The sequence below is a fragment of the Enterobacter sp. ku-bf2 genome (assembly GCF_001742765.1).
Classification (GTDB): domain Bacteria; phylum Pseudomonadota; class Gammaproteobacteria; order Enterobacterales; family Enterobacteriaceae; genus Enterobacter; species Enterobacter quasiroggenkampii.
The window spans coordinates 396,022-421,405 of record NZ_MDVW01000018.1 but is presented as its reverse complement, the minus strand read 5'-3'; the positions used below and the strand labels follow the sequence as shown (position 1 = coordinate 421,405).

Here is a 25,384-nt window from a genome sequence, read left to right as displayed (position 1 = left end):
CCGGGTAAGGCGAAGTCGCCACCCGGCTTTTTTATACGGTAAAGCCCAGCATCATCCCCGTATCTTCATGCTCCAGCAGATGGCAGTGCGCCATATAGGCAAACTCCTTCGGCGCATCGTGGTCAAACTTCACCAGCACCTCGCTGACGCCGCCTTCCACCTTTACCGTATCCTTCCAGCCCGCGCGATGCGCGTCCGGCGCTTTGCCGTTCTCAGAAAGAATGCGGAACTGCGTACCGTGAATATGGAACGGATGCAGCATCATGTCCCCTTCACCTGAAATCACCCAGCGCTCAAGCTGCCCTTTTGTCGCTGCAAACATCGGCGTGTTCATGTCGAACGCTTTACCGTTGATCATATTGGCGTTATGGAAATCAAAGCCATGGTCGCCGTGATTCATGTTACCCATGCCGCCCATTTTGCCGTGGTCCATATTTATGTGGCCCATCATCTGCCCGTGATGCATCCCCGCCATCGCCTTATCACCATATTTCGCCATCAGCGCCTGCATGCCCATCATATCGAGCATCGGGTTCATGGAGAGCTGCAGTTTGCGTTGCGTAAGCCCATCAAGCGACGGAAGGGCCGGCAGAGTGGTTAACGTATCAGGCAGCGTGCCGGAAGCGGTCACCTGTAACGGCTGAATACGCAGCACCGGATGCGGCTTGTCAAACGGCGCGACCGCCATCCCCATCTGACTAACCGGCAGGGTCACGAGGTCAAACACCTTGCCGTCGCTGATATCCACCAGCACCTCAAAACGCTCCCCCATCAGCATCGGTAGTTCGTTGACCTTCACCGGCTCAGGCAGCAGCCCGCCGTCGCTGGCGACCACGTACAGCGGACGCTTATCGCTGGTGGCAAAGTTGAGTGAACGCGCGTTACAACCGTTAAGCAGACGCAGTCGCAGCCAGCCTTTCGGCGCAGCGTGCTGAGGATAAATGGCGCCGTTGGTCAATAGCGTGTCGCCAAACCAGCCTACCGCCGCGCTCATCACGTCCAGTTGGTAGTCAATTTGCCCGTCAGCGGTGAATTTCTTGTCCTGCACAATCACCGGCACATCGTCGATGCCCCACTGTTTCGGCAGGCGCAGCAGGCGGCTCTCGTCGTCTTCAATCAGCACCAGTCCCGCCAGCCCCATCGCCACCTGATGGCCCGTTTTGCCATGCTGATGCGGATGGAACCAGCAGGTTGCCGCGCGCTGGTCAGGCGTAAAGGTGACGCTGCGCGAACCGCCTGCTTTGATGATGCCCTGCGGCCCGCCGTCTACCTCGCCCGGCACTTCCAGTCCGTGCCAGTGCACCGTCGTCTCTTCAGCAAGCGTATTGTGGATATCCACCGTCACCGCCTTCCCTTTGCGCAGTTGCAGCGCCGGGCCGAGCAGATTGCCGTTATAGCCCCAGGTTGTCGCGTTGTGCGCACCGAACAGCGTGCTGCCGGACTGAACAACAAGCTTGATACGGCTACGGGCATCCGCAGTCAGCAAATCAGGGATGGGTAAGGCAGGCCTGTCAGCCGCAAAAACCGCGCGGCTCCAGAGAGGCAATGCGCTGGCAGCACCCAGCGCCACGGAATATTTTAAAAAATCACGACGTTGCATGTTCATTTCCTTATTTCCAGCAGGCGATCTTTTGAGCATAAACCCTCCCCTTACCGGAAGGTCAAGTAAAGCGGCAATAATAAAGATCGTCGCACTGGCACCAAGTATGCTAACGTTAATTTTCCGTGAAGAAGTGGTAGAAGCAATGAAGACGTTTTTCAGGACAATTTTGTTCGGTAGCCTGATGGCAATGTGTGCGAACAGCTATGCGCTAAGTGAAAATGAAGCGGAAGATATGGCCGATTTAACGGCGGTTTTTGTATTCCTGAAAAATGATTGTGGCTACCAGAATTTACCCAACGGGCAAATTCGCCGCGCGCTGGTCTTTTTTGCCCAGCAGAACCAGTGGGATCTCAGCAACTACGACAGCTTCGACATGAAGGCGCTCGGCGAAGACAGCTACCGTGACCTAAGCGGTATTGGCATTCCCACCTCTAAAAAATGCAAAGCGCTGGCTCGCGACTCACTCAGCCTGCTCGCCTACGTCAAATAACCTTCCCGACGCCCCCTGTTGAACCTATAGCCGTGCAACCACGGTTATAGTTAGCTATCATGTTTCGCTCATTTTTTGTGAGCGTAACGGATGTTAACAAAGGAGGAGTCCGCGTATGGCCGACCACACGTTGTGGCATGAAACACTGCATGACCAGTTTGGTCAGTACTTTGCCGTTGATAACGTGCTCTATCATGAGAAAACCGATCACCAGGATCTGATCATCTTCGAGAATGCTGCCTTTGGCCGCGTCATGGCCCTGGATGGCGTCGTGCAAACGACCGAGCGAGATGAGTTTATCTATCATGAGATGATGACCCACGTCCCGCTGCTGGCACACGGCCACGCGAAGCATGTCCTGATTATCGGCGGTGGCGATGGCGCAATGCTGCGTGAAGTTTCCCGCCATCGTTCCATTGAAACCATCACCATGGTGGAAATCGATGCGGGCGTCGTCTCTTTCTGCCGCCAGTATCTGCCCAACCACAATGCCGGCAGCTATGATGACCCGCGCTTTAGCCTGGTGATTGACGACGGCGTTAACTTCGTTAACCAGACCTCGCAGACCTTTGACGTGATCATCTCCGACTGCACCGATCCTATCGGTCCTGGCGCGTCGCTGTTTACCTCCTCGTTCTACGAAGGCTGCAAGCGCTGTCTGAACCCGGGCGGGATCTTCGTCGCCCAAAATGGCGTCTGCTTCCTGCAGCAGGATGAAGCGCTGGATAGCCACCGTAAGCTGAGCACCTATTTCGAGGATGTCAGCTTCTATCAGGCGGCAATTCCAACCTACTACGGCGGGATCATGACCTTTGCCTGGGCGACGGATAACGACGTCTTACGTCATCTCTCCACCGAAATTATTCAGGCCCGCTTCCATCAGGCCGGTCTTCAGTGCCGATACTACAATCCGGCTATTCATACCGCAGCGTTTGCTCTGCCGCAGTACCTGCAAGACGCATTATCCACTAAGGGGGTGAGCTAATTGAAAAAGCTTAAACTGCATGGCTTTAACAACCTGACCAAAAGCCTGAGTTTTTGTATTTACGATATCTGCTATGCCAAAACAGCGGAAGAACGCGATGGTTACATCGCCTATATCGACGAACTCTACAACGCCAACCGTCTGACCGAGATCCTGTCAGAAACCTGTTCCATTATCGGCGCCAACATCCTGAATATCGCCCGACAGGATTATGAACCCCAGGGCGCCAGCGTGACCATCCTGGTCAGCGAAGAGCCGGTCGACCCGAAGCTTATCGACAAAACGGAACATCCGGGCCCGCTGCCGGAAGTGGTGGTTGCCCACCTGGATAAAAGCCATATCTGCGTCCATACCTACCCGGAGAGTCACCCGGAAGGTGGGCTGTGTACGTTCCGCGCCGATATTGAAGTGTCGACCTGCGGCGTGATTTCCCCGCTCAACGCGCTGAACTATCTCATCCACCAGCTGGAATCAGATATCGTCACGATTGATTACCGCGTGCGCGGTTTTACCCGTGACGTCAACGGCATGAAGCACTTCATCGACCACGAGATCAACTCTATTCAGAACTTTATGTCCGAGGACATGAAATCACTGTATGACATGATGGATGTGAACGTGTATCAGGAAAACATCTTCCATACCAAGATGTTACTTAAGGAATTCGACCTTAAGCACTATATGTTCCACACGAAGCCGGAAGATTTGAGCGAAGAAGAGCGTAAGGCGATTACTGACCTGCTCTGGAAAGAGATGCGCGAGATTTACTACGGCCGCAACATTCCGGCCGTGTAAGTATTGCCCGGAGCAGGGACGCTTCGGGAAGTTACCGCTGTTTCATGAACTCGCGGTAGGCATTCACCACCTGAAGGAAGTCTTCAACGCCGCACAGCGACAGGCTTTCTTCGTCATAGTAGCTCATCCCCTCTTCCATCTCGTCGCCTGAAAACTCGAGCTGGTTGGCACGCACCATGACCTCTTCGCCGTCCATCCACAGCGTGTATTCGTGCCCGGCGCGTTGCCAGGAGCGTTCACTGCCTTTCACCGTATTTGCCGCCTGTTCAACCTCATCAAGAAGGGCGAGATTTTCTTTCACCTCTTCGTTAAACCAGTGTCCAACGGCTTCGTGGCCCATCGACATACGCACTTTCACCACTCCGGTGATGTCGCGCAGAAATTCGTAATCCATAGTGTTTTCCTCTGCAAAGCCATTAGGGTAATTATCGCAGCAGAGAGGAAGAAAAAAAGCGTGAGAGGTGGGAGGAATGAAAATAAAAAGGTGAGAGCAAGACCCTGCGGCCTGATGCCCTCACCCCGTCCCTCTCCCACGGGAGAGGGTGCAAACACTCAAAACCGTCTCGTAGAGACGGTTTTGCTGTTTATACCGCCGTCTGGAAGATAACCCCGTCAGCCTTCTCGGTATACTGAGAGAGCTGGTCGAAGTTCAGGTAGCGATAGGTATCCACCGCGGTCTTATCCACCTGAGCCACAAAGGTCTGGTACTCTTCCGGCGTTGGCAGTTTGCCAATCAGCGCCGCAACCGCCGCCAGCTCCGCAGAGGCCAGGAAGACGTTCGCACCGGTACCTAAGCGGTTCGGGAAGTTACGGGTCGAGGTGGAAACCACCGTCGCGCCGTCGGCGACGCGCGCCTGGTTGCCCATACACAGGGAACAGCCAGGAATTTCAATACGCGCCCCGCTCTTACCAAACACGCTGTAGTAGCCCTCTTCGGTCAGCTGAGCCGCGTCCATACGGGTTGGCGGCGCCACCCACAGACGGGTTGGCAGCTGGCCTTTGTGGGTATCCAGCAGCTTGCCAGCCGCACGGAAGTGGCCGATGTTGGTCATGCAGGATCCGATGAACACTTCGTCGATCTTCTCGCCCTGAACTTCGGACAGCGGACGCGCGTCGTCCGGATCGTTCGGTGCACACAGGATTGGCTCTTTGATATCCGCCAGATCGATGTCGATCACCGCCGCGTACTCTGCGTCAGCATCGGCTTCCAGCAGTTGCGGATCGGCCAGCCATTTCTCCATGCCCTGGATACGACGCTCCAGCGTACGACGGTCGCCGTAGCCTTCTGCAATCATCCACTTCAGCAGCACGATGTTAGAGTTCAGATACTCAATAATCGGCTCTTTGTTCAGCTTGATGGTACAGCCCGCAGCTGAACGCTCAGCGGAGGCATCGGTCAGCTCGAACGCCTGCTCAACCTTCAGATCCGGCAGACCTTCGATTTCCAGGATACGGCCAGAGAAGATGTTTTTCTTCCCTTTCTTCTCAACGGTCAGCAGACCCTGTTTAATCGCATACAGCGGGATCGCGTGAACAAGGTCGCGCAGGGTGATACCCGGCTGCATTTTACCTTTGAAGCGCACCAGCACCGATTCCGGCATATCCAGCGGCATCACGCCCGTCGCCGCAGCAAACGCCACCAGACCGGAACCCGCCGGGAAGGAGATACCGATTGGGAAACGGGTATGGGAGTCACCGCCGGTACCCACGGTATCCGGCAGCAGCATGCGGTTCAGCCAGGAGTGAATTACGCCGTCGCCCGGACGCAGGGAAACACCGCCGCGGTTCATGATGAAGTCTGGCAGCGTGTGGTGCGTGGTTACGTCAACCGGCTTCGGATACGCCGCAGTATGGCAGAAGGACTGCATCACCAGATCGGAAGAGAAGCCCAGGCACGCCAGGTCTTTCAGTTCGTCACGGGTCATTGGGCCAGTGGTGTCCTGAGAACCTACGGAGGTCATCTTCGGCTCGCAGTATGCGCCAGGACGAACACCTGCGACGCCGCAGGCGCGACCGACCATTTTCTGCGCCAGAGAGTAACCGCGATTGCTCTCCGCAACGTCTTTCGCGTGACGGAATACATCACTGTGCGGCAGACCCAGCGCTTCACGCGCTTTGGTGGTCAGGCCACGACCGATGATCAGCGGAATACGGCCACCGGCACGCACTTCGTCGATCAGCACGTCGGTTTTCAGCTCAAAGCTCGCCAGCAGTTCGTTAGTTTCGTGGTTACGCACTTCACCTTTGTACGGGTAAACGTCAATCACGTCGCCCATGTTCAGGTTGGAGACGTCCACTTCGATCGGCAGGGCGCCCGCATCTTCCATGGTGTTGAAGAAGATCGGTGCAATTTTACCGCCGAGGCACAGGCCGCCGCCGCGTTTGTTTGGCACATGCGGGATGTCGTCACCCATGAACCACAGCACGGAGTTGGTCGCGGATTTACGGGAAGAACCGGTACCCACAACGTCACCCACGTAGGCCAGCGGGAACCCTTTTTTCTGCAGGGCTTCGATCTGTTTGATCGGGCCAACGCTGCCTGGCTGATCCGGCTCAATGCCTTCACGGGCGTTTTTCAGCATCGCCAGGGCGTGCAGAGGGATATCCGGGCGAGACCACGCGTCCGGTGCCGGAGAGAGGTCATCGGTGTTGGTTTCACCGGTCACTTTGAAGACGGTGACGGTGATTTTTTCAGCAAGTGCTGGACGATTCAGGAACCATTCGGCATCAGCCCAGGACTGCATCACCTGCTTCGCATAGACGTTGCCTGCTTTGGCTTTTTCTTCCACATCGTAGAAGTTATCGAACATCAGCAGCGTAGACGAGAGCGCTTTAGCGGCAATCGGTGCCAGCTTGTCGTTATCCAGCGCGTCAATCAGCGGATGAATGTTGTAACCACCCTGCATGGTGCCAAGCAGTTCAATGGCTTTTTCAGGAGTAACCAGTGGGGAGGTGGCTTCGCCTTTGACGATAGCAGCAAGGAATCCGGCTTTTACGTAGGCAGCTTCATCTACGCCAGGCGGTACGCGGTTGATCAACAGATCTAACAGGAATTCTTCTTCGCCCTTAGGCGGGTTCTTCAGCAGCTCGACGAGCGCGGCCATTTGGGTTGCATCTAAAGGTTTGGGTACAATTCCCTCGGCGGCACGTTCTGCTACGTGCTTACGGTATTCTTCTAGCACGACGGTTCTCCTCGCTCTCATTGTCATATGCGGCGGGCGTTCTCTTCACGCTCCTGTGAGACAGCAGTTTGTAGGGTAAATGCCCGATACCGCGTCGGGCAGCATAGCAGGATTTCTGCACAGTGTTAATCCGTTTACAAAAAAGCAACATTAAAAAATTTGCTGAATCGTTAAGCATGGTGTAGCGGGGTGAGGAGGTGAATTTTGGGGACAAAAAAACCGCCTGATAGCGGTTTATTTGTTGCCTTGCGGTGGTAGCACACCGGGTTGGCAGATTTGCGGCAATGCACTCGTCATGAATAATGCTCCTGAGTATGTAGATACGCAAGCCCATATTTTGTGTTTACGAGCCGCCATCCAGTTTCGAATGAAAAAGAATGAAACTGCATTTCACCTCTTTTCAGTCCATTTAGGCTATAATACTGTTGCGCTCGGCCTGCTTCGCTGGTGTAGCAACCAGTCACCGGGCCCGGGAGCAGTTCCGTAACCTACGCGGCAATGTACTCATTTGCCAGGTTCTGCCTTTCCCGGTGGAGAATGAACCCGCGTAGCCTGTACAGGAACGCACGCAATGGAGATGCGAATCACTGCGTTGATCGTTGTGACTGGTTTACTGCTAACCGCGCTGCACGGTGGCTGGAACATATCCGACATCACGGTGCTGTTTGTCGTCAACCTCGGCAACTAGCTGCTGGCCGCTCGTAAGAGCGGCCTTCTGAATTTCCTTCGGTTTTTCCCGCATCGCATATAATTGTGTAATAAATACTCACACTCTTTATCCGGACGTACCGGACGCTTCCCAATAAAAGTCAAAACAGTAAAAGACGGGTGAATAATACTCACGCCAACCGTAACGCCTCACGGCACAGCGCTTGTCTCGTTGGAGTCATTTTATGAAGTTGCCCTTTAAGCCACATCTGCTCGTCCTTCTGTGCAGTGCCGGGCTGCTTGCCGCCTCAGGCGTCATGTTTGTCAAAAGCCGCGCAACGGAACCCGTTGCGCCCGCCCCCGTCGCTCAACAACCGGCTGCACCCGCTGCACCGGCAGCAGCAACGCCCGCTCCAGTCGTCGCGCCAACCTATACTGCCGCGCAAATCGATCAGTGGGTTGCCCCTATCGCGCTCTACCCGGACGCCCTGCTGTCACAGATCTTGATGGCCTCGACTTACCCGGCCAACGTGATTCAGGCGGCGCAGTGGTCAAAAGACAACCCTAAAATGGAAGGGGACGCCGCCATTCAGGCCGTTGCCAGCCAGCCATGGGATCCGAGCGTAAAATCGCTGGTCGCGTTTCCTCAGCTCATGTCGCTGATGGGTGAAAACCCGCCGTGGGTACAAAATTTGGGCGATGCGTTTCTCGCGCAGCCGAAAGACGTGATGGATTCCGTTCAGCGCCTGCGCGCGCTGGCACAGAAGACAGGCGCGTTACAATCCACGCCTCAGCAGACGGTCACCACCGTGACTAAACCGGCTCCGGCTAAAACCAGCACCACCGAGGCAACGACGACAACCACAACCACAACCACGTCTGCGCCCGCGCCAACGGTGATCAAAATTGAATCTGCCGATCCGCAGGTTGTGTACGTCCCCACCTATAACCCCAATACGGTTTACGGGACCTGGCCCAACACTGCCTATCCGCCCACCTATCTCCCGCCTACACCCGGGGAGCAGTTTGGCAACAGCTTCGTCAACGGCTTAGGCTTCAGCCTGGGTGTCGCCACAACCTATGCCATTTTCAGCAACATCGACTGGGATGACGACGATGACTGGGATCACCATCATGACGGTGACTGGGATAATCACGGCGGCTATAACCGCAACGGTGATAACAACATCAATATCAACGTTGAGAACTTCAATAAAATCAGCGGACAGCGTCTGACGGACGCCAACCGCACCTGGCAGCATAACCCGGCCTATCGGGAAGGTGTGCCCTATCCGACCAACCAGCTCAACACCCGTTTCCACCCCACCAGCACGGCTACCGGGCTAAGCTCAACGCAGCAAAAACCGGTTAACCGGGACAGCCAGCGTCAGGCGGCCCTGAGCCAGATGGAGAAATCCACGGGTAAAACCTTCCCGCAAACGACACGTCCCGGCACGAAAGATGTGCAGCGTCAGGCCTCAAGTGAACAGCTGAAGCAGATTTCCCAGCGCAATAACTACCGTGGCTACGACACCAAACCGCAGACGGCGAAGCGGACCACCACGCAGCAGCGAGAAAATCGCCAGACCACAGCGCACAGACAAGAGAAACGGGTTTCGCAGCCCGCGCAGCAGCATACTCTGCAGCAGCGGAACAGCCAGCCCCGGGCCAATGCGCTGAGCGGCAACGACAGCCGCTCCGCGAACTGGCAGGCGCAGCAGCAGCGTGGTGCGCAAAGCAGGCAGCTTGCGGCTCGCCAGCAGCAGCCGCGTCAGGCGTCTGGTGGACGCGCTGAACGCCGTGAAATTCGACATCGCTAAGGGAACCGACATGAAAAGTAAACTACTCAGTGGAATGGTGTTGTTCATGCTTTCGGCCTCGGCGATGGCGCAGCAGTCTTTCAGCACGCCCGATCAGGCGACCGATGCGCTGGCCAACGCCATTGGTGAGCATAATGAGCGCGCGATGAGCAACCTGCTTGGAGAGAACTGGCGCGATTTTCTGCCCCCTGAAGGCGTTGATCCGGATGCCGTCGATCGTTTCCTGCGCGACTGGAAAGTCCGTCATAACACCGTTGTCGAAGGGGATACGGCGCATCTTGTTGTCGGCGATAACAGCTGGCAGCTTCCCATCCCGGTGATCAAAACCGCCACCGGTTGGCAATTCGATATCAAAGAAGGGGCGGAAGAGATCCTGACCCGCGAAATCGGGCGTAATGAACTTGCCGCCATTGAAGCCTTACATGCCTATGTTGATGCGCAGCAAAGCTACTTTGCGATGAACCAGAAATACGCGCAGAAGATTGTCAGCTCGAAGGGCAAAAAAGACGGTTTGTACTGGCCTGCCTCTCCCGGCGAAGCGCCCAGTCCGCTCGGACCAGCATTTAGCCCAAAAGAGCCGGGGACCGGCTATCACGGCTATCGCTTCCGGATCCTGCCGGATAAAAACGGTTTCGCGATGGTGGCGTGGCCGGTCAGCTACGGCCAGACGGGCGTGATGAGCTTTGTGATAAATCAGGACGACAAGGTGTACCAGTCCGATCTCGGCAGCGAGTCGGAGCAAAAGGCCCGGGCGCTGGCCTCATACGCGCCTGATAAAACCTGGCAGCCCGTCGAACCCTGAATACCCGCTCTGCCTGTAGGCCGGGTAAGGCGAAGCCGCCCCCCGGCTTTTTAACTTACAGAATATTGGCGACTGATTTCGCCAGCTGAGCTTCCAGAACCGGTTTGGCTTCTTCAAACTTCAGGTTTACTTTGTTAGCGTTCGACACCACGCGGGTTTGATACTTCGCACGGTCGCCCTGCTCGGAGCTGGTTTGCAGCTTCACGCCAGACGTTCCCTGACGCAGCGCCGCGATGTTGTCCGTGGTCACCTTCGCCTTGCTGCGCTCGGAGATCTGCAGGTCGGTCACCATGGTATAGTTTACGTCTTCCACCATCGCATCTGCCGCCATGCCGATCAGCCCCGCAGCCAGCCCCACGCCCAGCGCTGCGCCGGAGGAGTTGCTGTTGTAGGCCGTGATACCGGCACCCAGCGCGGCACCCACAGCGGCACCTTCATAGCCGGTTTTCAGGTAGCCCTGAGATTCACGCAGGTCCATTTTGTCTGCTTTCAGAACGTTAGCCTGCACCCAATAGTATGCGCTGTCAGGAGAGCTGGTGACCTTGTATCCCTTGGCACTCAGATCGTTTGCCAGCAGCGTCTGCAGGTTGCTCATGTCTTTATCAGAAGTGTTTTTAACCTGAATGTAGACCGTTTTTTCACTGGATGGCTCAAGCCAGATGGTTTCACTCATCTGCGTTTTTACTTCCAGGTTGCGTTTTTTCACCGCCGTCGTCATCGCACCGCACCCGGTCAGCGTCATCACTGCCGCTAATAAGCCAATCCCCATCACTTTCTTCAAAGACATGTTATTTCCTTTTTGTGTGTAATCAAAAGTCCAGAATCGTTAACCGTGCGGCCAGTAGCTACACAATGGTGCAAAAGGTATCGGCAGACAGATGAAAATTTTTAGAGGAAATAACAATAAGTTACCTACCATAATGGGTAGTTTTCAGGCAAAAAAAAACGCCTCCAGAGGAGGCGTTAGCAATCAGGGAAGAAACTTATTTCTTCTTCGCTTTCGCGTTTGGCAGGTCGGTGATGCTGCCTTCAAACACTTCTGCCGCCAGGCCCACGGACTCGTGCAGAGTCGGGTGTGCGTGGATGGTCAGCGCGATGTCTTCAGCGTCACAACCCATTTCGATAGCCAGACCGATTTCACCCAGCAGCTCGCCGCCGTTGGTACCGACAATCGCACCACCGATTACGCGGTGAGTCTCTTTGTCGAAGATCAGTTTGGTCATACCGTCTGCGCAGTCGGAAGCGATAGCACGGCCAGAAGCAGCCCACGGGAAGGTGGCGGTTTCGTAGCTGATGCCTTTCTCTTTCGCTTCTTTCTCAGTCAGACCAACCCATGCCACTTCTGGCTCGGTGTACGCGATAGATGGGATCACTTTCGGATCGAAGTAGTGCTTCATGCCGGCGATAACTTCAGCGGCAACGTGACCTTCGTGAACACCTTTGTGCGCCAGCATTGGCTGACCGACGATATCGCCGATAGCAAAGATGTGCGGCACGTTGGTGCGCAGCTGTTTGTCAACGCGGATGAAGCCACGGTCGTCTACTTCCACGCCAGCTTTGCCCGCGTCGAGGTTTTTACCGTTCGGTACACGACCGATAGCCACCAGCACGGCGTCGTAACGCTGTGGTTCGGATGGGGCTTTTTTGCCTTCCATGGAAACGTAAATACCGTCTTCTTTCGCTTCAACGGCAGTCACTTTGGTTTCCAGCATCAGGTTGAATTTCTTGCTGATGCGCTTGGTGAAGACTTTAACGATGTCTTTGTCAGCAGCCGGGATAACCTGGTCGAACATTTCAACCACGTCGATCTCTGAACCCAGCGCATGGTACACGGTACCCATTTCCAGACCGATGATACCGCCGCCCATAACCAGCAGACGCTTAGGAACGGTTTTCAGCTCCAGCGCATCGGTGGAATCCCACACGCGTGGATCTTCATGTGGAATGAATGGCAGTTCGATTGGGCGAGAGCCTGCCGCGATGATCGCGTTGTCGAAGTTGATCACGGTTTTGCCGTTTTCGCCTTCCACTTCCAGGGTGTTCGCACCGGTGAATTTACCCAGACCGTTTACCACTTTCACTTTACGGCCTTTGGCCATACCCGCCAGACCGCCGGTCAGTTGAGTGATAACTTTCTCTTTCCAGGTACGAATTTTGTCGATGTCGGTTTTCGGCTCGCCGAAGACGATACCGTGTTCAGCCAGCGCTTTGGCTTCTTCGATAACTTTCGCTACGTGCAGCAGCGCTTTAGAAGGGATACAGCCGACGTTCAGACAAACACCGCCGAGGGTGCTGTAACGTTCTACGATGACGGTTTCCAGACCTAAATCCGCTGCGCGAAATGCTGCGGAGTAACCTGCCGGGCCTGCCCCAAGTACTACGACCTGAGTTTTGATTTCTGTGCTCATCATGACCTCTTAGTTTATACCCGTCGTCCACCGGGTCGTTCTATCCGCCCGCAGTTTACAAAATTGTTAACAATTTTGAAACAACAAACGGCTCACGAATTGTCGCTTTCGCCAATAACCTCACAAACACCATGAGATTATCAGAAAAAAGCCGGCCGACTGGCCGGCTTTTCGATTACATCACCAGGCGGCGAATGTCGCTCAGCATGTTGTTGATGATGGTGATGAAACGCGCACCATCAGCACCGTCGATCACGCGGTGGTCGAAGGACAGAGAGATTGGCATCATCAGACGCGGCACGAACTCTTTGCCATTCCACACCGGCTCCATCGCGGACTTGGACACACCGAGGATAGCCACTTCCGGCGCGTTCACAATCGGCGCGAAGTGGGTGGTACCCAGGCCGCCGATGCTGGAGATGGTGAAGCAGCCGCCCTGCATTTCGCCGGCAGTCAGCTTACCATCACGCGCTTTCTTGGAGATGGTGGTCAGTTCACGGGACAGCTCAGTGATGCTCTTCTTGTTCACGTCTTTGAAGACCGGAACAACCAGACCATTTGGCGTATCAACCGCAACACCGATGTTGATGTATTTCTTCAGCGTCAGCTTCTGGCCGTCTTCGGACAGGGAGCTGTTGAAGCGTGGCATCTGTTCCAGAGCCGCAGCAACCGCCTTCATGATGAAGACCACTGGGGTGAATTTCACGTCCAGTTTACGCTTCTCAGCTTCGGCGTTCTGCTGTTTACGGAACGCTTCCAGATCGGTGATATCGGTCTTATCGAAGTGCGTAACGTGCGGGATCATCACCCAGTTACGGCTCAGGTTCGCACCAGAGATTTTCTGGATACGGCCCAGTTCCACTTCTTCGATCTCGCCGAACTTGCTGAAGTCCACTTTCGGCCATGGCAGCATGCCCGGGATACCGCCGCCAGCGGCTGCAGCTGGTGCAGCTTCGGCGCGTTTCACCGCGTCTTTCACGTAGGTCTGAACGTCTTCGCGCAGAATACGCCCCTTACGGCCGGTCCCTTTCACTTTCGCCAGGTTCACACCGAATTCGCGCGCCAGGCGACGAATCAGCGGCGTCGCGTGGACGTAAGCGTCGTTTTCAGCGAACTCTGATTTTTCTGCTTTTGCAGCAGGGGCAGCGGCTGGTTTAGCAGCCTGGGCCGGTGCAGCAGCCGGTGCTGGAGCAGCCGCGGCAGCCGGAGCTGCGGCAGGCGCAGCGCCTTCCACTTCGAAGACCATGATCAGAGAGCCGGTAGACACTTTGTCGCCGGTGCTGATTTTGATCTCTTTAACGGTACCCGCGAATGGCGCAGGAACTTCCATAGAAGCCTTGTCGCCTTCAACGGTGATCAGTGACTGTTCAGCGGCAACTTTGTCGCCCACTTTTACCATCACTTCGGTGACTTCAACTTCATCACCGCCGATGTCCGGTACGTTAACGTCTTTCGCGCCGCCTGCAGCGGCTGGTGCTGCGGCTGGTGCCGGAGCAGCGGCCTGTGCAGGCGCGGCAGCAGGTGCAGCACCTGCCACTTCGAAGATCATGATCAGGGAGCCAGTAGACACTTTGTCACCGGTGTTGATCTTGATCTCTTTAACGGTACCCGCAAACGGTGCTGGCACTTCCATAGAGGCTTTGTCGCCTTCTACGGTGATCAGTGACTGCTCGGCCGCAACGGTATCGCCCACTTTCACCAGAATCTCAGTCACTTCAACTTCGTCACCGCCGATGTCAGGCACGTTCACTTCTTTCGCGCTCGCGGCAGCTGCTGGAGCAGCGGCGGCCGGAGCGGCTTTCTTCTCTTCCTGCGCAGGTGCAGCAGCGGCTGCACCGTCGGCGGAATCGAAAATCATGATCAGTTTGCCAGTCTCGGTTTTATCGCCAACAGAGACTTTGATCTCTTTAACGATGCCAGCCTGAGGAGACGGGACTTCCATAGAGGCTTTGTCGCCTTCTACGGTGATCAGCGACTGTTCAGCTTCAACTTTGTCGCCTACTTTGACCAGGATCTCGGTGATTTCAACTTCATCAGCCCCGATGTCCGGTACATTGATTTCGATAGCCATTATTCTTTTACCTCTTACGCCAGACGCGGGTTAACTTTTTCTGCATCGATGTTGAATTTGGTGATTGCGTCCGCAACCACTTTCTTATCGATTTCGCCACGTTTAGCCAGTTCGCCCAGTGCTGCTACAACCACGTAAGAAGCATCAACTTCGAAGTGGTGACGCAGGTTTTCGCGGCTGTCAGAACGACCGAAGCCGTCAGTACCCAGAACGCGATAATCATCAGCTGGAACGTAAGTACGAACCTGCTCAGCGAACAGTTTCATATAGTCAGTAGACGCCACCGCTGGCGCGTCGTTCATCACCTGAGCGATGTACGGAACGCGTGGGGTTTCCAGTGGGTGCAGCATGTTCCAACGCTCACAATCCTGGCCATCACGCGCCAGTTCAGTGAAGGAGGTCACAGAGTACACATCGGAACCGACACCGTAGTCTTTCGCCAGGATCTGTGCTGCTTCACGAACGTGACGCAGGATAGAACCGGAGCCCAGCAGCTGAACTTTACCTTTGCTACCTTCGATGGTTTCGAGTTTATAGATACCTTTACGGATACCTTCCTCGGCACCTGCTGGCATTGCCGGCATGTGGTAGTTTTCGTTCAGGGTGGTGATGTAGTAGTAAATGTTCTCCTGCGCTTCACCGTACATGCGCTGCAGACCGTCATGCATGATGACTGCCACTTCGTACGCGTAAGACGGGTCGTAAGAGATACAGTTAGGGATAGTCAGAGACTGAATGTGGCTGTGACCATCTTCGTGCTGCAGACCTTCACCGTTCAGGGTCGTACGACCGGAAGTACCACCGATCAGGAAGCCGCGAGCCTGCTGGTCGCCTGCCTGCCAGCACAGGTCACCGATACGCTGGAACCCGAACATGGAGTAGTAAATGTAGAACGGGATCATCGGCAGGTTGTTGGTGCTGTAAGAGGTCGCAGCGGCCAGCCAGGATGCGCCTGCGCCCAGCTCGTTGATACCTTCCTGCAGGATCTGACCTTTCTCGTCTTCTTTGTAGTATGCAACCTGCTCACGGTCCTGCGGGGTGTACTGCTGGCCGTTCGGGCTGTAGATACCGATCTGACGGAACAGACCTTCCATACCGAAAGTACGCGCTTCGTCGGCGATGATTGGCACGAGGCGATCTTTGATCGACTTGTTCTTCAGCATCACGTTCAGGGCACGAACGAAAGCGATAGTGGTAGAGATCTCTTTGTTCTGCTCTTCCAGCAGCTGAGAGAAGTCTTCCAGCGCTGGCAGTTCCAGCTTCTCGGTGAAGTTAGGCTGGCGAGCTGGCAGGTAGCCTTTCAGCGCCTGACGACGTTCGTGCAGGTACTTGTGCTCTTCAGAGCCTTCCGGGAAGGTGATGTAAGACAGGTTTTCGACCTGCTCATCGGTAACTGGAACGTTGAAACGGTCGCGGATATAGCGCACGCCGTCCATGTTCATTTTCTTAACCTGGTGAGCGATGTTTTTACCTTCTGCGGTATCACCCATGCCGTAACCTTTGATGGTGTGGGCCAGGATTACAGTCGCTTTACCTTTGGTTTCACGCGCTTTTTTCAGTGCAGCGTAGATTTTCTTCGGATCGTGACCACCGCGGTTCAGGGCCCAGATCTGCTCATCAGTCCAGTCTGCAACCAGGGCTGCGGTTTCTGGATATTTGCCGAAGAAGTGCTCACGCACGTAGGCACCGTCTTTGGATTTGAAGGTCTGGTAGTCACCGTCAACGGTTTCGTTCATCAGCTGGATCAGTTTACCGCTGGTGTCTTTACGCAGCAGTTCGTCCCAACGGGAACCCCACATGACTTTGATCACGTTCCAGCCAGCACCAGCGAAGATGCCTTCCAGTTCGTTGATGATCTTGCCGTTACCGGTTACCGGACCATCCAGACGCTGCAGGTTACAGTTGATGATGAAGCACAGGTTGTCCAGCTTCTCACGGGTCGCGATGGTGATCGCGCCTTTAGATTCTGGCTCATCCATTTCGCCGTCGCCCAGGAAGGCGTATACGGTCTGCTCAGAGGTGTCTTTCAGACCACGGTGTTCCAGATACTTCAGGAATTTCGCCTGGTAGATCGCACCGATTGGGCCCAGACCCATTGATACGGTCGGGAACTGCCAGAATTCAGGCATCAGTTTAGGGTGCGGGTAAGAAGACAGACCTTTACCGTGAACTTCCTGACGGAAGTTGTTCATCTGCTCTTCAGTCAGACGACCTTCCAGGAATGCACGTGCATAGATGCCCGGAGAGATGTGGCCCTGGAAGTACACCAGATCGCCGCCGTCTTTCTCGTTCGCTGCACGGAAGAAGTGGTTGAAGCACACTTCGTAAACGGTCGCAGAAGACTGGAAGGACGCCATGTGGCCACCCAGCTCCAGGTCTTTCTTGGATGCGCGCAGAACGGTCATGATGGCGTTCCAGCGAATTGCAGAACGGATACGACGTTCCAGATCCAGATTGCCCGGGTATTCCGGTTCGTCTTCGACGGCAATCGTGTTTACGTAGTTGCTAGCCCCTGCACCTGAAGCAACCTTCACACCGCCTTTGCGGGCTTCAGAAAGCAGCTGATCAATCAGATACTGAGCGCGCTCAACACCTTCTTCACGGATGACCGATTCGATCGCCTGTAGCCAGTCGCGAGTTTCGATCGGATCCACGTCATTTTGGAGACGTTCTGACATGGGGGTATTCCTTATCTATCTAATACGTTGATTTGTCTGGAACCTGTCCCATTGTGCTCTTGGGCAAGAACACAATAAGACAGGTTCTGCGTTTAGTTGCCGCGCTCTAAAAGTACCTGGCGCTTAATCCTTTCGTTGCTGTATGCGGCGTAATGAACGTTCGCGACGCGATTGTTCACGGCTGCGGTCCAGCAAGATTTCCTCAATGAAAGCCAGATGGCGGTGCGACGCTTCGCGCGCCTGCTCCGGTTCCCCGGCCATTATCGCCTCGAATACTCGGGTGCGATGGTTGCTTACCAGTGGGAGCATGTCCCGACGGGCATACAACAATTCAAAATTTTGACGAACGTTCTGGGCCAGCATCGGCTCCATGCAGCGTAGCAGATGGAGGAGCACCACATTGTGTGCCGCTTCGGTGACGGCGATTTGATACTGGACGACGGCGCTGGACTCGGCGTCTAAATCGCCGGACTGCTGTGCCCGTTCAATGGCCTGATGCAGTTCGCGGATACGCACGCGATCTTCATCAGTGCTGCGAAGGGCGGCGTAATAGGCCGCAATACCTTCCAGCGCGTGACGGGTCTCAAGCAGGTCAAACTGGGATTCTGGGTGGTCAGAGAGAAGTTCTACCAGCGGATCGCTGAAGCTCTGCCACAGGCTGTTTTGCACAAAGGTTCCGCCGCCCTGGCGACGAAGCAGCAAGCCCTTTGCTTCGAGACGTTGAATCGCCTCACGCAGAGAAGGACGTGAAACGTCGAACTGTTTTGCCAGCTCGCGTTCTGGCGGAAGTTTCTCACCCGGGCGCAGAGTCCCTTCGAGGATTAAAAACTCCAGCTGCTGCTCAATCACATCAGATAGTTTTGGTTGGCGAATTTTGCTGTAGGCCATATTCCCTGTCTTACGCCTTTTTGCCCGGAGTCAATTGGTCTTACCAATTTCTATTTCGTATCGCTAAAGTAACAAAGTATTCACCTTCTGTCCATATTGGTTTTGATTGAAATCAGTAAACCCTGCACATTTTAACAACCTTACAGAAATAACGTTTCAGAAATGTAACTTTGCACAAATGAGTTGATTACCCCCAAAGAGGGAGTTTTAACCATAATGAAACGAGGGTTTTTGCAATCTGAAGCGATTCAACAAGGCAAATAATGAAAATTCGCCCACTTAAGGCGCATTTCTATTCTATAGGTTGGGAGAGGAACAACGAGCGGGCCGATTTACAAATGCTTTCTTTTTATTCAAGTCGTCATCACCCCTTCATAAAGCAGGTGCATTCGCAGGCACTTACCACTATTCTGGCGCTTACGGAAGTCATCTCCGCTTTTTTCGGTCTCGTTTACCGTAAAGAAATAAATACAGAATATGGATTTTCATAATTACACACGCTCAGCGTGAACATAACAACCACACACGAGGTTTCAAATGGAAGCTCAACAGCACGGCGATCAGCTAAAGCGCGGGCTTAAAAACCGCCATATTCAGCTCATCGCACTGGGCGGTGCGATTGGTACCGGCCTGTTTCTGGGCAGCGCATCCGTTATCCAGTCTGCCGGTCCGGGCATTATTTTGGGTTACGCGATTGCGGGTTTCATTGCTTTTCTGATCATGCGCCAGCTGGGCGAAATGGTAGTAGAAGAGCCGGTCGCGGGCTCCTTCAGCCACTTTGCCTATAAATACTGGGGCAGCTTTGCCGGTTTCGCCTCGGGCTGGAACTACTGGGTGCTGTACGTTCTGGTTGCCATGGCCGAACTGACCGCCGTCGGGAAATACATTCAGTTTTGGTATCCCGAAATCCCAACCTGGGCTTCTGCTGCAGCCTTCTTCGTCATTATCAACGCCATTAACCTGACCAACGTTAAAGTGTTCGGGGAGATGGAGTTCTGGTTTGCCATCATCAAGGTCATTGCCGTGGTGGCGATGATTATCTTTGGCGGCTGGCTGCTGTTCAGCGGCAACGGCGGCCCGCAGGCCACGGTGCGCAACCTCTGGGAACAGGGTGGCTTCCTGCCTCACGGCATGACCGGCCTGGTGATGATGATGGCGATCATTATGTTCTCCTTTGGCGGACTGGAACTGGTGGGCATCACCGCTGCTGAAGCCGACAACCCGGAGCAGAGCATCCCGAAAGCCACAAATCAGGTTATCTACCGTATTCTGATCTTCTATGTGGGCTCACTGGCCGTGCTGCTCTCCCTGCTGCCGTGGACGCGCGTCACTGCCGACACCAGCCCGTTTGTGCTGATCTTCCACGAGCTGGGCGACACCTTTGTCGCCAACGCTCTGAACATCGTGGTGCTGACCGCAGCGCTCTCCGTATACAACAGCTGCGTATACTGCAACAGCCGTATGCTGTTCGGCCTCGCCCAACAGGGCAACGCGCCGAAGATGCTGCTTAACGTTGATAAACGCGGCGTACCGGTGAATACCATCATTGTTTCCGCCATCGTGACCGCCCTGTGCGTGCTCATTAACTACATGGCACCGGAATCGGCGTTTGGCCTGCTGATGGCGCTGGTGGTCTCTGCCCTGGTCATCAACTGGGCGATGATCAGCCTGGCACACATCAAGTTCCGCCGCGCGAAACAGCAGCAGGGCGTCACCACGCGCTTCCCTGCCCTGCTCTATCCGCTGGGTAACTGGATCTGCCTGCTGTTCATGGCGGCCGTCCTGGTGATCATGCTGATCACGCCGGGTATGGCGATTTCCGTCTACCTGATCCCGGTCTGGATTGCGATCCTGGGCGTGGGCTATCTGTTCAGTCAGAAAAGCCGTAATGCCATGAAGGCGCACTAAGCCTCCCTCCGCGGTACCTGCTTTTACGGGTACCGCGCGTTGTTACCTTCCTCACACTTTCGCGCCCACAGCGCATTTATCCATATCACCGCCCTGATACTGCAACGCATATATCCCTTCGCCAGCGAATAATTCTTTCCATACCGTAAACCGGAGAGCTGTCGATGGATAACAACACACTGTCAGTAAAAGAAAAGATCGGCTATGGGATGGGCGACGCCGGATGCAACATTATCTTTGGCGCCATCATGCTGTTTGTTAACTATTTTTATACGGATATTTTTGGCCTCGCCCCTGCGCTGGTCGGCGTGCTGCTGCTGTCTGTCCGCGTGATTGACGCCGTAACGGACCCGATCATGGGCGCGATTGCCGACCGTACCCGCAGCAAATATGGCCGGTTTCGTCCATGGCTGCTGTGGATCGCTTTCCCCTACGCGCTGTTCAGCATCCTGATGTTCACCACGCCAGAGTGGAGCTATAACAGCAAAGTTATCTATGCCTTTGTCACCTATTTCCTGCTGTCGCTCACCTACACCGCCATTAACATCCCCTACTGCTCGCTGGGCGGGGTGATCACTAACGACCCGAAAGAGCGCGTCGCCTGCCAGTCGTATCGCTTCGTGCTGGTCGGCATCGCCACGCTGCTGCTCTCATTAACGCTGCTGCCGATGGCCGACTGGTTTGGCGGGGACAACAAAGCCAAAGGCTACCAGATGGCGATGACCGTGCTGGCGCTGATTGGCACCTGTATGTTCCTGTTCTGCTTCGCCACCGTGCGCGAGCGCGTGCGCCCGGCGGTGCAGAGCAACGATGAGCTGAAGAACGATCTGAAAGACGTGTGGAAGAACGACCAGTGGGTACGCATTCTGCTGCTGACGCTCTGCAACGTCTGCCCCGGCTTTATCCGCATGGCGGCCACCATGTATTACGTTACCTGGGTGATGGGCCAGAGCACCCACTTCGCCACGCTGTTCATCAGCCTGGGCGTTGTTGGCATGATGCTCGGCAGCGTGCTGGCAAAAGTGCTGACCGACCGCTGGTGTAAGCTGAAGGTCTTCTTCTGGACCAATATCGTGCTGGCGATTTTCTCCTGCGCCTTTTATTTCTTCGACCCGAAAGCCACCGTCACCATCGTGGTGCTCTACGTCCTGCTGAACATCCTGCACCAGATCCCGTCTCCGCTGCACTGGTCACTGATGGCCGACGTGGACGACTACGGCGAGTGGAAAACCGGGAAGCGCATCACCGGCATCAGCTTCTCGGGCAACATCTTCTTCCTGAAGCTGGGGCTGGCGATTGCCGGGGCGATGGTCGGGTTCCTGCTCTCCTGGTACGGCTACGACGCGGGCGCGAAAGCGCAAAGCGCGGACGCCCTTAACGGGATCGTGCTGCTCTTTACCGTCATTCCCGGCATTGGATACTTAATTACCGCGGGCGTGGTACGTCTGCTGAAGGTGGATCGTGAAACCATGAAGCAGATCCAGGCCGATCTGGAGAAACGCCGCACCAACTACCGTGAACTGAACAACTATCAGGAACTGAAAGCCGCAGAGACAAAATAAGGAGAGCCAAATGCATCAGTGGCCAAACCCGTTTATCGAACAACGCGCCGATCCGTACATTTTACGCCATGAGGGGCAGTACTATTTTATCGCCTCCGTGCCGCAGTACGACAGGCTGGCGATCCGCCGCGCAGCGTCGCTGGAGGGCTTACGTCATGCCGAAGAAGTGGTGGTCTGGCGTAAACCCGACGCTGGCCCCATGAGCCAGCTGATATGGGCGCCGGAACTGCATCATATCGACGGAAAGTGGTACATCTATTTTGCCGCGACGCACACGCAGGCGCTCGATGCACTCGGGATGTTCCAGCACCGCATGTTTGCCATTGAATGTACCGACAGCGATCCGCTTACCGGCACGTGGGTGGAAAAAGGGCAAATCAAAACCCCGTTCGATACCTTTGCTCTGGACGCTACCACCTTTGTGCATCAGGGGAAACGCTGGTATCTGTGGGCGCAAAAGGCACCGGATATCACCGGGAACTCCAACCTTTATCTGTGCGAAATGGCGAACCCGTGGACGCTAAAAGGCGAGCCGGTGATGCTCAGCAAACCGGAGTATGACTGGGAGTGTCGCGGATTTTGGGTTAACGAAGGCCCGGCGGTGTTGGTTCACGGCGATAAGCTGTTTATCAGCTATTCCGCCAGCGCCACCGACGAGAACTACTGCATGGGACTGCTGTGGATAGACCTGAATGCCGATCCGCAAAACCCTGCAAACTGGCACAAATCCCCGCGTCCCGTATTCGTGACCAGCTACGAAAACCGCCAGTTCGGCCCGGGCCACAACAGCTTTACACAAACGCCGGAAGGGGAAGATGTGCTGGTGTATCACGCGCGAAACTACACCGAAATTGAGGGCGATCCGCTATACGATCCGAACCGTCATACCCGCCTGAAGCACGTCCGCTGGAATGAAAACGGGATGCCTGATTTCGGCATCCCGCCTGCGGATACGCTTTAGTCTTTGCGGCGCGCTGGCTTACACCAGCGTGCCGTAGATCGTCAGCAGCGCCACGATAACCACCACCACAAACGACGTTTTCTTCGCCATGGAGACAGCGGCTTTCGGTGTTTCAATCTTGTCGGTATGCGGCTCACGCGCCAGCGAGAACTGTGCCAGACGCGTTAACACCTGGTACTGCGACGTATGGCGGTCAGCAAGCGAAGCAAACCATGCGGGCAGCGCTTTCTCACCGTGTCCAATTAACGCGTACACCACGCCCACCAGACGCACCGGGAGCCAGTCGAGCACGTGCAGGATGGCATCGATGCCGGACAGCAAACGTTCATGCGGCGTCAGATAGCGGGCAAGCCAGGTCTGCCAGGCGCGCAGGAACGCATACCCCATCAGCAAGACCGGTCCCCACGGGCCGCCCACCACAAACCAAAACAGCGGCGCCAGGTAGTAGCGGAAGTTAATCCACAGCAGCGCGTTCTGCAGTTCGCGCAGAAACTCGCGCTCGTCGCAGTCCGGCGGCACGCCGTGGATCATCGTCAACTCGCTCGCCATGGCACCGCGCGCATGGGCATCGTCACGGGAGGCGGCTTTCAGGTAGGCGTGATAGTGCAAACGCACCTTGCCCGCACCAATGCACAGCACGCCGAGCAGGATCCACACCACCAGCAGCGGCACGTTGAAAAACAGTCCATGCAGCGCGCGCAGCAGCAGGAACGTAATGATCATCACTCCTGCCATCATCAGCAGCGTGCGCAGCATGGAAAAATGTTTGATACGGCGGAATAACACCTCCAGCCGGTGATCCAGATGCCAGTGCTCGCCGAGCTTGAACAGGCGTTCAGCGATGATAACCAGCAGCATGGTAAACAACGTCATGGTATCTCCTTATTCTGACGACGCGGTGAGCATGGCGCGGAACCGCAGCCAGTCGAATGCCGGGCCGGGATCGGTTTTTCTCGCCGGGGCAATATCACTGTGTCCCGTAATATTGTCGGCGATGGCCGGATAGAGTCCGATAAGCGTGCGGGTCACAGCCGCTAACTGTTGATACTGTGAATCGGTGTAGGGCGTGGTATCCGTGCCTTCCAGCTCGATCCCGATAGAAAAATCGTTGCACCGTTCGCGCCCGTGATACATCGACACCCCGGCATGCCAGGCGCGCTTATCAAATGGAACATACTGAACCACTTCACCATCGCGACGAATCAGGCAATGAGCCGACACGCGCAGATGCGCAATCTCAGCAAAGAAAGGATGGGCATCGGGATCTATCGTTCCCGTGAATAACGCATCGATCCACGGGCCGCCAAATTCCCCCGGCGGGAGACTAATATTATGAACCACCAGCAGTGTGGGCTTTTCATCCTCCGGGCGGCAGTCGTGGTGCGGCGAAGGCACATGCCGCGCATCCACCAGCCATCCGTTTTCTAACAACATGCTGGAACTCCTTATGTATGGTGCTGTTACTCGGTTCAGAGTAGCATGTTTCAATATTATGATTCGTTACCAATTTGGAGTTTTATCATGCCGCCTCGCCGCTACAACCCCGACCACCGACGTGAAGCGCTTCTGGAACGTATTAATATGGATATTCCGGCAAGCGTTGCCCATGCTTTGAAAGAAGACCTGGGCGGTGACGTCAATGCCGATAAAGATATTACCGCACAATTGTTGCCAAAAGAGACACGCTCCCACGCGGTCATTATCACCCGCGAAGAGGGTGTTTTTTGCGGCAAGCGCTGGGTTGAAGAGGTCTTTACCCAACTGGCGGGCGATGATGTGCAGGTAACATGGCACGTTGAAGATGGCGATAGCGTCACGCCCAATCAGCCGCTGTTCGAGCTGGACGGCCCCTCCCGCGTCTTGCTGACCGGCGAACGTACCGCGCTCAATTTTGTACAAACGCTCTCTGGCGTTGCCAGTGAAGTGCGCCGCTACGTTGACCTGCTGGCCGGCACCCGAACCCAGTTGCTGGATACCCGCAAAACGCTGCCGGGTCTGCGCACGGCGCTGAAGTACGCGGTGCTCTGCGGCGGCGGCGCAAACCATCGTCTGGGCCTGTCCGACGCTTTCCTGATTAAAGAGAACCACATTATTGCCTCGGGCTCCGTGCGCCAGGCGGTGGAGAAGGCCTTCTGGCTGCACCCGGACGTGCCGGTTGAAGTGGAAGTGGAAAACCTGGACGAGCTGGAGCAGGCGATTAAGGCCGGGGCCGATATCATCATGCTCGATAACTTCGAAACCGAGCAGATGCGCGAGGCGGTAAAACTGACCAACGGCCGGGCCCAGCTCGAAGTGTCCGGAAACGTCACCTTCGAAACAATCCGTGAATTTGCCGAAACCGGCGTGGATTACATCTCCGTCGGCGCGCTGACCAAGCACGTTCGCGCTCTCGACCTCTCGATGCGTTTTAAATAGTCATTCCTCTCCCCTCTCCGCCCGGAGAGGGGAATTTCAGCCCCGCTCGCAAATCCGCTGTTCTTCCCTGCAACGCGGCATAAATTCTCTGAATGCGCTCTCCCGTTCCTTTTTTTGCCCCTCGTTTCTGCCCTTTCGCGCTGACAGAGTAGCGCCACCTAACGTAAG

The 25,384-nt window shown here is 55.4% G+C and carries 20 protein-coding genes; 10 read left to right on the top strand and 10 right to left on the bottom strand.

From position 1 onward, the window contains the following. Positions 1 to 31: 31 nt before the first annotated feature. Positions 32 to 1,600 carry a multicopper oxidase CueO gene (cueO, locus tag BFG58_RS16950; RefSeq protein WP_069720175.1) on the bottom strand — a complete coding sequence of 523 codons (1,569 nt, stop codon included), beginning with the start codon at positions 1,598 to 1,600 and terminating at the stop codon, positions 32 to 34. 145 nt (positions 1,601 to 1,745) lie between these two features. Here cueO and BFG58_RS16945 point away from each other — a divergent pair, with 145 nt between their 5' ends. The 3 genes from BFG58_RS16945 (at position 1,746) to speD (ending at position 3,873) form a co-directional block, all read left to right on the top strand. After that, positions 1,746 to 2,093, top strand: coding sequence for a YacC family pilotin-like protein (locus BFG58_RS16945; RefSeq protein ID WP_045327862.1), 348 nt, complete (start codon positions 1,746 to 1,748; stop codon positions 2,091 to 2,093). 115 nt (positions 2,094 to 2,208) lie between these two features. Next, positions 2,209 to 3,078: a polyamine aminopropyltransferase gene (speE, locus tag BFG58_RS16940; protein WP_039265690.1), complete on the top strand. Its 870-nt coding sequence runs from the start codon at positions 2,209 to 2,211 to the stop codon at positions 3,076 to 3,078. Beyond that, on the top strand, positions 3,079 to 3,873 hold the full coding sequence (speD, locus tag BFG58_RS16935; RefSeq protein WP_008501953.1) for an adenosylmethionine decarboxylase: 795 nt from the start codon (positions 3,079 to 3,081) through the stop codon (positions 3,871 to 3,873). It begins immediately after the preceding gene. A gap of 31 nt (positions 3,874 to 3,904) precedes the next feature. Here the strand turns inward: speD and yacL are convergent, their stop codons facing one another. Both yacL and acnB read right to left on the bottom strand, forming a co-directional pair. Then, positions 3,905 to 4,267 carry a protein YacL gene (yacL, locus tag BFG58_RS16930; protein ID WP_045907811.1) on the bottom strand — a complete coding sequence of 121 codons (363 nt, stop codon included), beginning with the start codon at positions 4,265 to 4,267 and terminating at the stop codon, positions 3,905 to 3,907. A gap of 190 nt (positions 4,268 to 4,457) precedes the next feature. After that, entirely contained in the window at positions 4,458 to 7,055 is a 2,598-nt protein-coding gene (acnB, locus tag BFG58_RS16925; protein WP_069720174.1) for a bifunctional aconitate hydratase 2/2-methylisocitrate dehydratase, read from the bottom strand. An 893-nt stretch (positions 7,056 to 7,948) separates the two neighbouring features. Between acnB and BFG58_RS16920 the strand changes: the two genes are divergently transcribed. Both BFG58_RS16920 and BFG58_RS16915 read left to right on the top strand, forming a co-directional pair. After that, positions 7,949 to 9,523, top strand: coding sequence for a DUF3300 domain-containing protein (locus BFG58_RS16920; RefSeq protein ID WP_069720173.1), 1,575 nt, complete (start codon positions 7,949 to 7,951; stop codon positions 9,521 to 9,523). A 10-nt stretch (positions 9,524 to 9,533) separates the two neighbouring features. Then, positions 9,534 to 10,325, top strand: coding sequence for a DUF2950 family protein (locus BFG58_RS16915; RefSeq protein WP_063620806.1), 792 nt, complete (start codon positions 9,534 to 9,536; stop codon positions 10,323 to 10,325). Between the two features lie 55 nt (positions 10,326 to 10,380). On the opposite strand, the gene traT is transcribed toward BFG58_RS16915, so the two are convergent. From traT to pdhR, 5 genes are all read right to left on the bottom strand, one after another. Further along, positions 10,381 to 11,112: a conjugal transfer complement resistance protein TraT gene (traT, locus tag BFG58_RS16910; protein ID WP_048225655.1), complete on the bottom strand. Its 732-nt coding sequence runs from the start codon at positions 11,110 to 11,112 to the stop codon at positions 10,381 to 10,383. 196 nt (positions 11,113 to 11,308) lie between these two features. Then, positions 11,309 to 12,733: a dihydrolipoyl dehydrogenase gene (gene lpdA / locus BFG58_RS16905; RefSeq protein ID WP_003856313.1), complete on the bottom strand. Its 1,425-nt coding sequence runs from the start codon at positions 12,731 to 12,733 to the stop codon at positions 11,309 to 11,311. 175 nt (positions 12,734 to 12,908) lie between these two features. Next, a complete protein-coding gene (aceF, locus tag BFG58_RS16900; protein WP_023326706.1) occupies positions 12,909 to 14,804 on the bottom strand; it encodes a pyruvate dehydrogenase complex dihydrolipoyllysine-residue acetyltransferase in 1,896 nt (631 codons plus the stop codon). Between the two features lie 14 nt (positions 14,805 to 14,818). Continuing rightward, complete coding sequence (aceE, locus tag BFG58_RS16895) at positions 14,819 to 17,482, bottom strand: pyruvate dehydrogenase (acetyl-transferring), homodimeric type (RefSeq protein WP_008501959.1); 2,664 nt, start codon at positions 17,480 to 17,482, stop codon at positions 14,819 to 14,821. A gap of 123 nt (positions 17,483 to 17,605) precedes the next feature. After that, on the bottom strand, positions 17,606 to 18,370 hold the full coding sequence (gene pdhR, locus BFG58_RS16890; RefSeq protein ID WP_008501960.1) for a pyruvate dehydrogenase complex transcriptional repressor PdhR: 765 nt from the start codon (positions 18,368 to 18,370) through the stop codon (positions 17,606 to 17,608). A 263-nt stretch (positions 18,371 to 18,633) separates the two neighbouring features. Here pdhR and BFG58_RS16885 point away from each other — a divergent pair, with 263 nt between their 5' ends. From BFG58_RS16885 to BFG58_RS16870, 4 genes are all read left to right on the top strand, one after another. Next, entirely contained in the window at positions 18,634 to 18,861 is a 228-nt protein-coding gene (locus BFG58_RS16885; protein ID WP_083261508.1) for a hypothetical protein, read from the top strand. Between the two features lie 46 nt (positions 18,862 to 18,907). Next, positions 18,908 to 20,278, top strand: a complete 1,371-nt coding sequence (aroP, locus tag BFG58_RS16880) for an aromatic amino acid transporter AroP (protein WP_024907477.1) — start codon at positions 18,908 to 18,910, stop codon at positions 20,276 to 20,278. A gap of 164 nt (positions 20,279 to 20,442) precedes the next feature. After that, a complete protein-coding gene (locus BFG58_RS16875; RefSeq protein ID WP_069720172.1) occupies positions 20,443 to 21,840 on the top strand; it encodes a glycoside-pentoside-hexuronide (GPH):cation symporter in 1,398 nt (465 codons plus the stop codon). A 10-nt stretch (positions 21,841 to 21,850) separates the two neighbouring features. Then, entirely contained in the window at positions 21,851 to 22,801 is a 951-nt protein-coding gene (locus tag BFG58_RS16870) for a family 43 glycosylhydrolase (RefSeq protein WP_063620801.1), read from the top strand. 18 nt (positions 22,802 to 22,819) lie between these two features. Here the strand turns inward: BFG58_RS16870 and ampE are convergent, their stop codons facing one another. Both ampE and ampD read right to left on the bottom strand, forming a co-directional pair. Then, positions 22,820 to 23,674 (bottom strand): beta-lactamase regulator AmpE, encoded by an 855-nt coding sequence (gene ampE, locus BFG58_RS16865; RefSeq protein ID WP_069720171.1) that lies wholly within the window; start codon positions 23,672 to 23,674, stop codon positions 22,820 to 22,822. Between the two features lie 9 nt (positions 23,675 to 23,683). Next, on the bottom strand, positions 23,684 to 24,235 hold the full coding sequence (gene ampD / locus BFG58_RS16860; protein WP_069720170.1) for a 1,6-anhydro-N-acetylmuramyl-L-alanine amidase AmpD: 552 nt from the start codon (positions 24,233 to 24,235) through the stop codon (positions 23,684 to 23,686). Between the two features lie 87 nt (positions 24,236 to 24,322). Here ampD and nadC point away from each other — a divergent pair, with 87 nt between their 5' ends. Further along, the gene (gene nadC / locus BFG58_RS16855) at positions 24,323 to 25,216 is read left to right on the top strand and encodes a carboxylating nicotinate-nucleotide diphosphorylase (protein WP_021240514.1); all 894 of its coding nucleotides are present in this window, start codon (positions 24,323 to 24,325) and stop codon (positions 25,214 to 25,216) included. The last annotated feature ends 168 nt before the right edge of the window (positions 25,217 to 25,384 follow it).

Bases quoted from the DNA above. Each gene is read 5' to 3' on its own strand.
- pdhR (WP_008501960.1), bottom strand. From the start codon at position 18,370: ATGGCCTACAGCAAAATTCGCCAACCAAAACTATCTGATGTGATTGAG.
- aceF (WP_023326706.1), bottom strand. From the start codon at position 14,804: ATGGCTATCGAAATCAATGTACCGGACATCGGGGCTGATGAAGTTGAA.
- nadC (WP_021240514.1), top strand. From the start codon at position 24,323: ATGCCGCCTCGCCGCTACAACCCCGACCACCGACGTGAAGCGCTTCTG.
- traT (WP_048225655.1), bottom strand. From the start codon at position 11,112: ATGTCTTTGAAGAAAGTGATGGGGATTGGCTTATTAGCGGCAGTGATG.
- BFG58_RS16945 (WP_045327862.1), top strand. From the start codon at position 1,746: ATGAAGACGTTTTTCAGGACAATTTTGTTCGGTAGCCTGATGGCAATG.
- BFG58_RS16870 (WP_063620801.1), top strand. From the start codon at position 21,851: ATGCATCAGTGGCCAAACCCGTTTATCGAACAACGCGCCGATCCGTAC.
- BFG58_RS16875 (WP_069720172.1), top strand. From the start codon at position 20,443: ATGGATAACAACACACTGTCAGTAAAAGAAAAGATCGGCTATGGGATG.
- BFG58_RS16915 (WP_063620806.1), top strand. From the start codon at position 9,534: ATGAAAAGTAAACTACTCAGTGGAATGGTGTTGTTCATGCTTTCGGCC.
- ampE (WP_069720171.1), bottom strand. From the start codon at position 23,674: ATGACGTTGTTTACCATGCTGCTGGTTATCATCGCTGAACGCCTGTTC.
- lpdA (WP_003856313.1), bottom strand. From the start codon at position 12,733: ATGAGCACAGAAATCAAAACTCAGGTCGTAGTACTTGGGGCAGGCCCG.
- BFG58_RS16920 (WP_069720173.1), top strand. From the start codon at position 7,949: ATGAAGTTGCCCTTTAAGCCACATCTGCTCGTCCTTCTGTGCAGTGCC.
- cueO (WP_069720175.1), bottom strand. From the start codon at position 1,600: ATGCAACGTCGTGATTTTTTAAAATATTCCGTGGCGCTGGGTGCTGCC.
- speE (WP_039265690.1), top strand. From the start codon at position 2,209: ATGGCCGACCACACGTTGTGGCATGAAACACTGCATGACCAGTTTGGT.
- aceE (WP_008501959.1), bottom strand. From the start codon at position 17,482: ATGTCAGAACGTCTCCAAAATGACGTGGATCCGATCGAAACTCGCGAC.
- yacL (WP_045907811.1), bottom strand. From the start codon at position 4,267: ATGGATTACGAATTTCTGCGCGACATCACCGGAGTGGTGAAAGTGCGT.
- aroP (WP_024907477.1), top strand. From the start codon at position 18,908: ATGGAAGCTCAACAGCACGGCGATCAGCTAAAGCGCGGGCTTAAAAAC.
- ampD (WP_069720170.1), bottom strand. From the start codon at position 24,235: ATGTTGTTAGAAAACGGATGGCTGGTGGATGCGCGGCATGTGCCTTCG.
- BFG58_RS16885 (WP_083261508.1), top strand. From the start codon at position 18,634: ATGAAAATTCGCCCACTTAAGGCGCATTTCTATTCTATAGGTTGGGAG.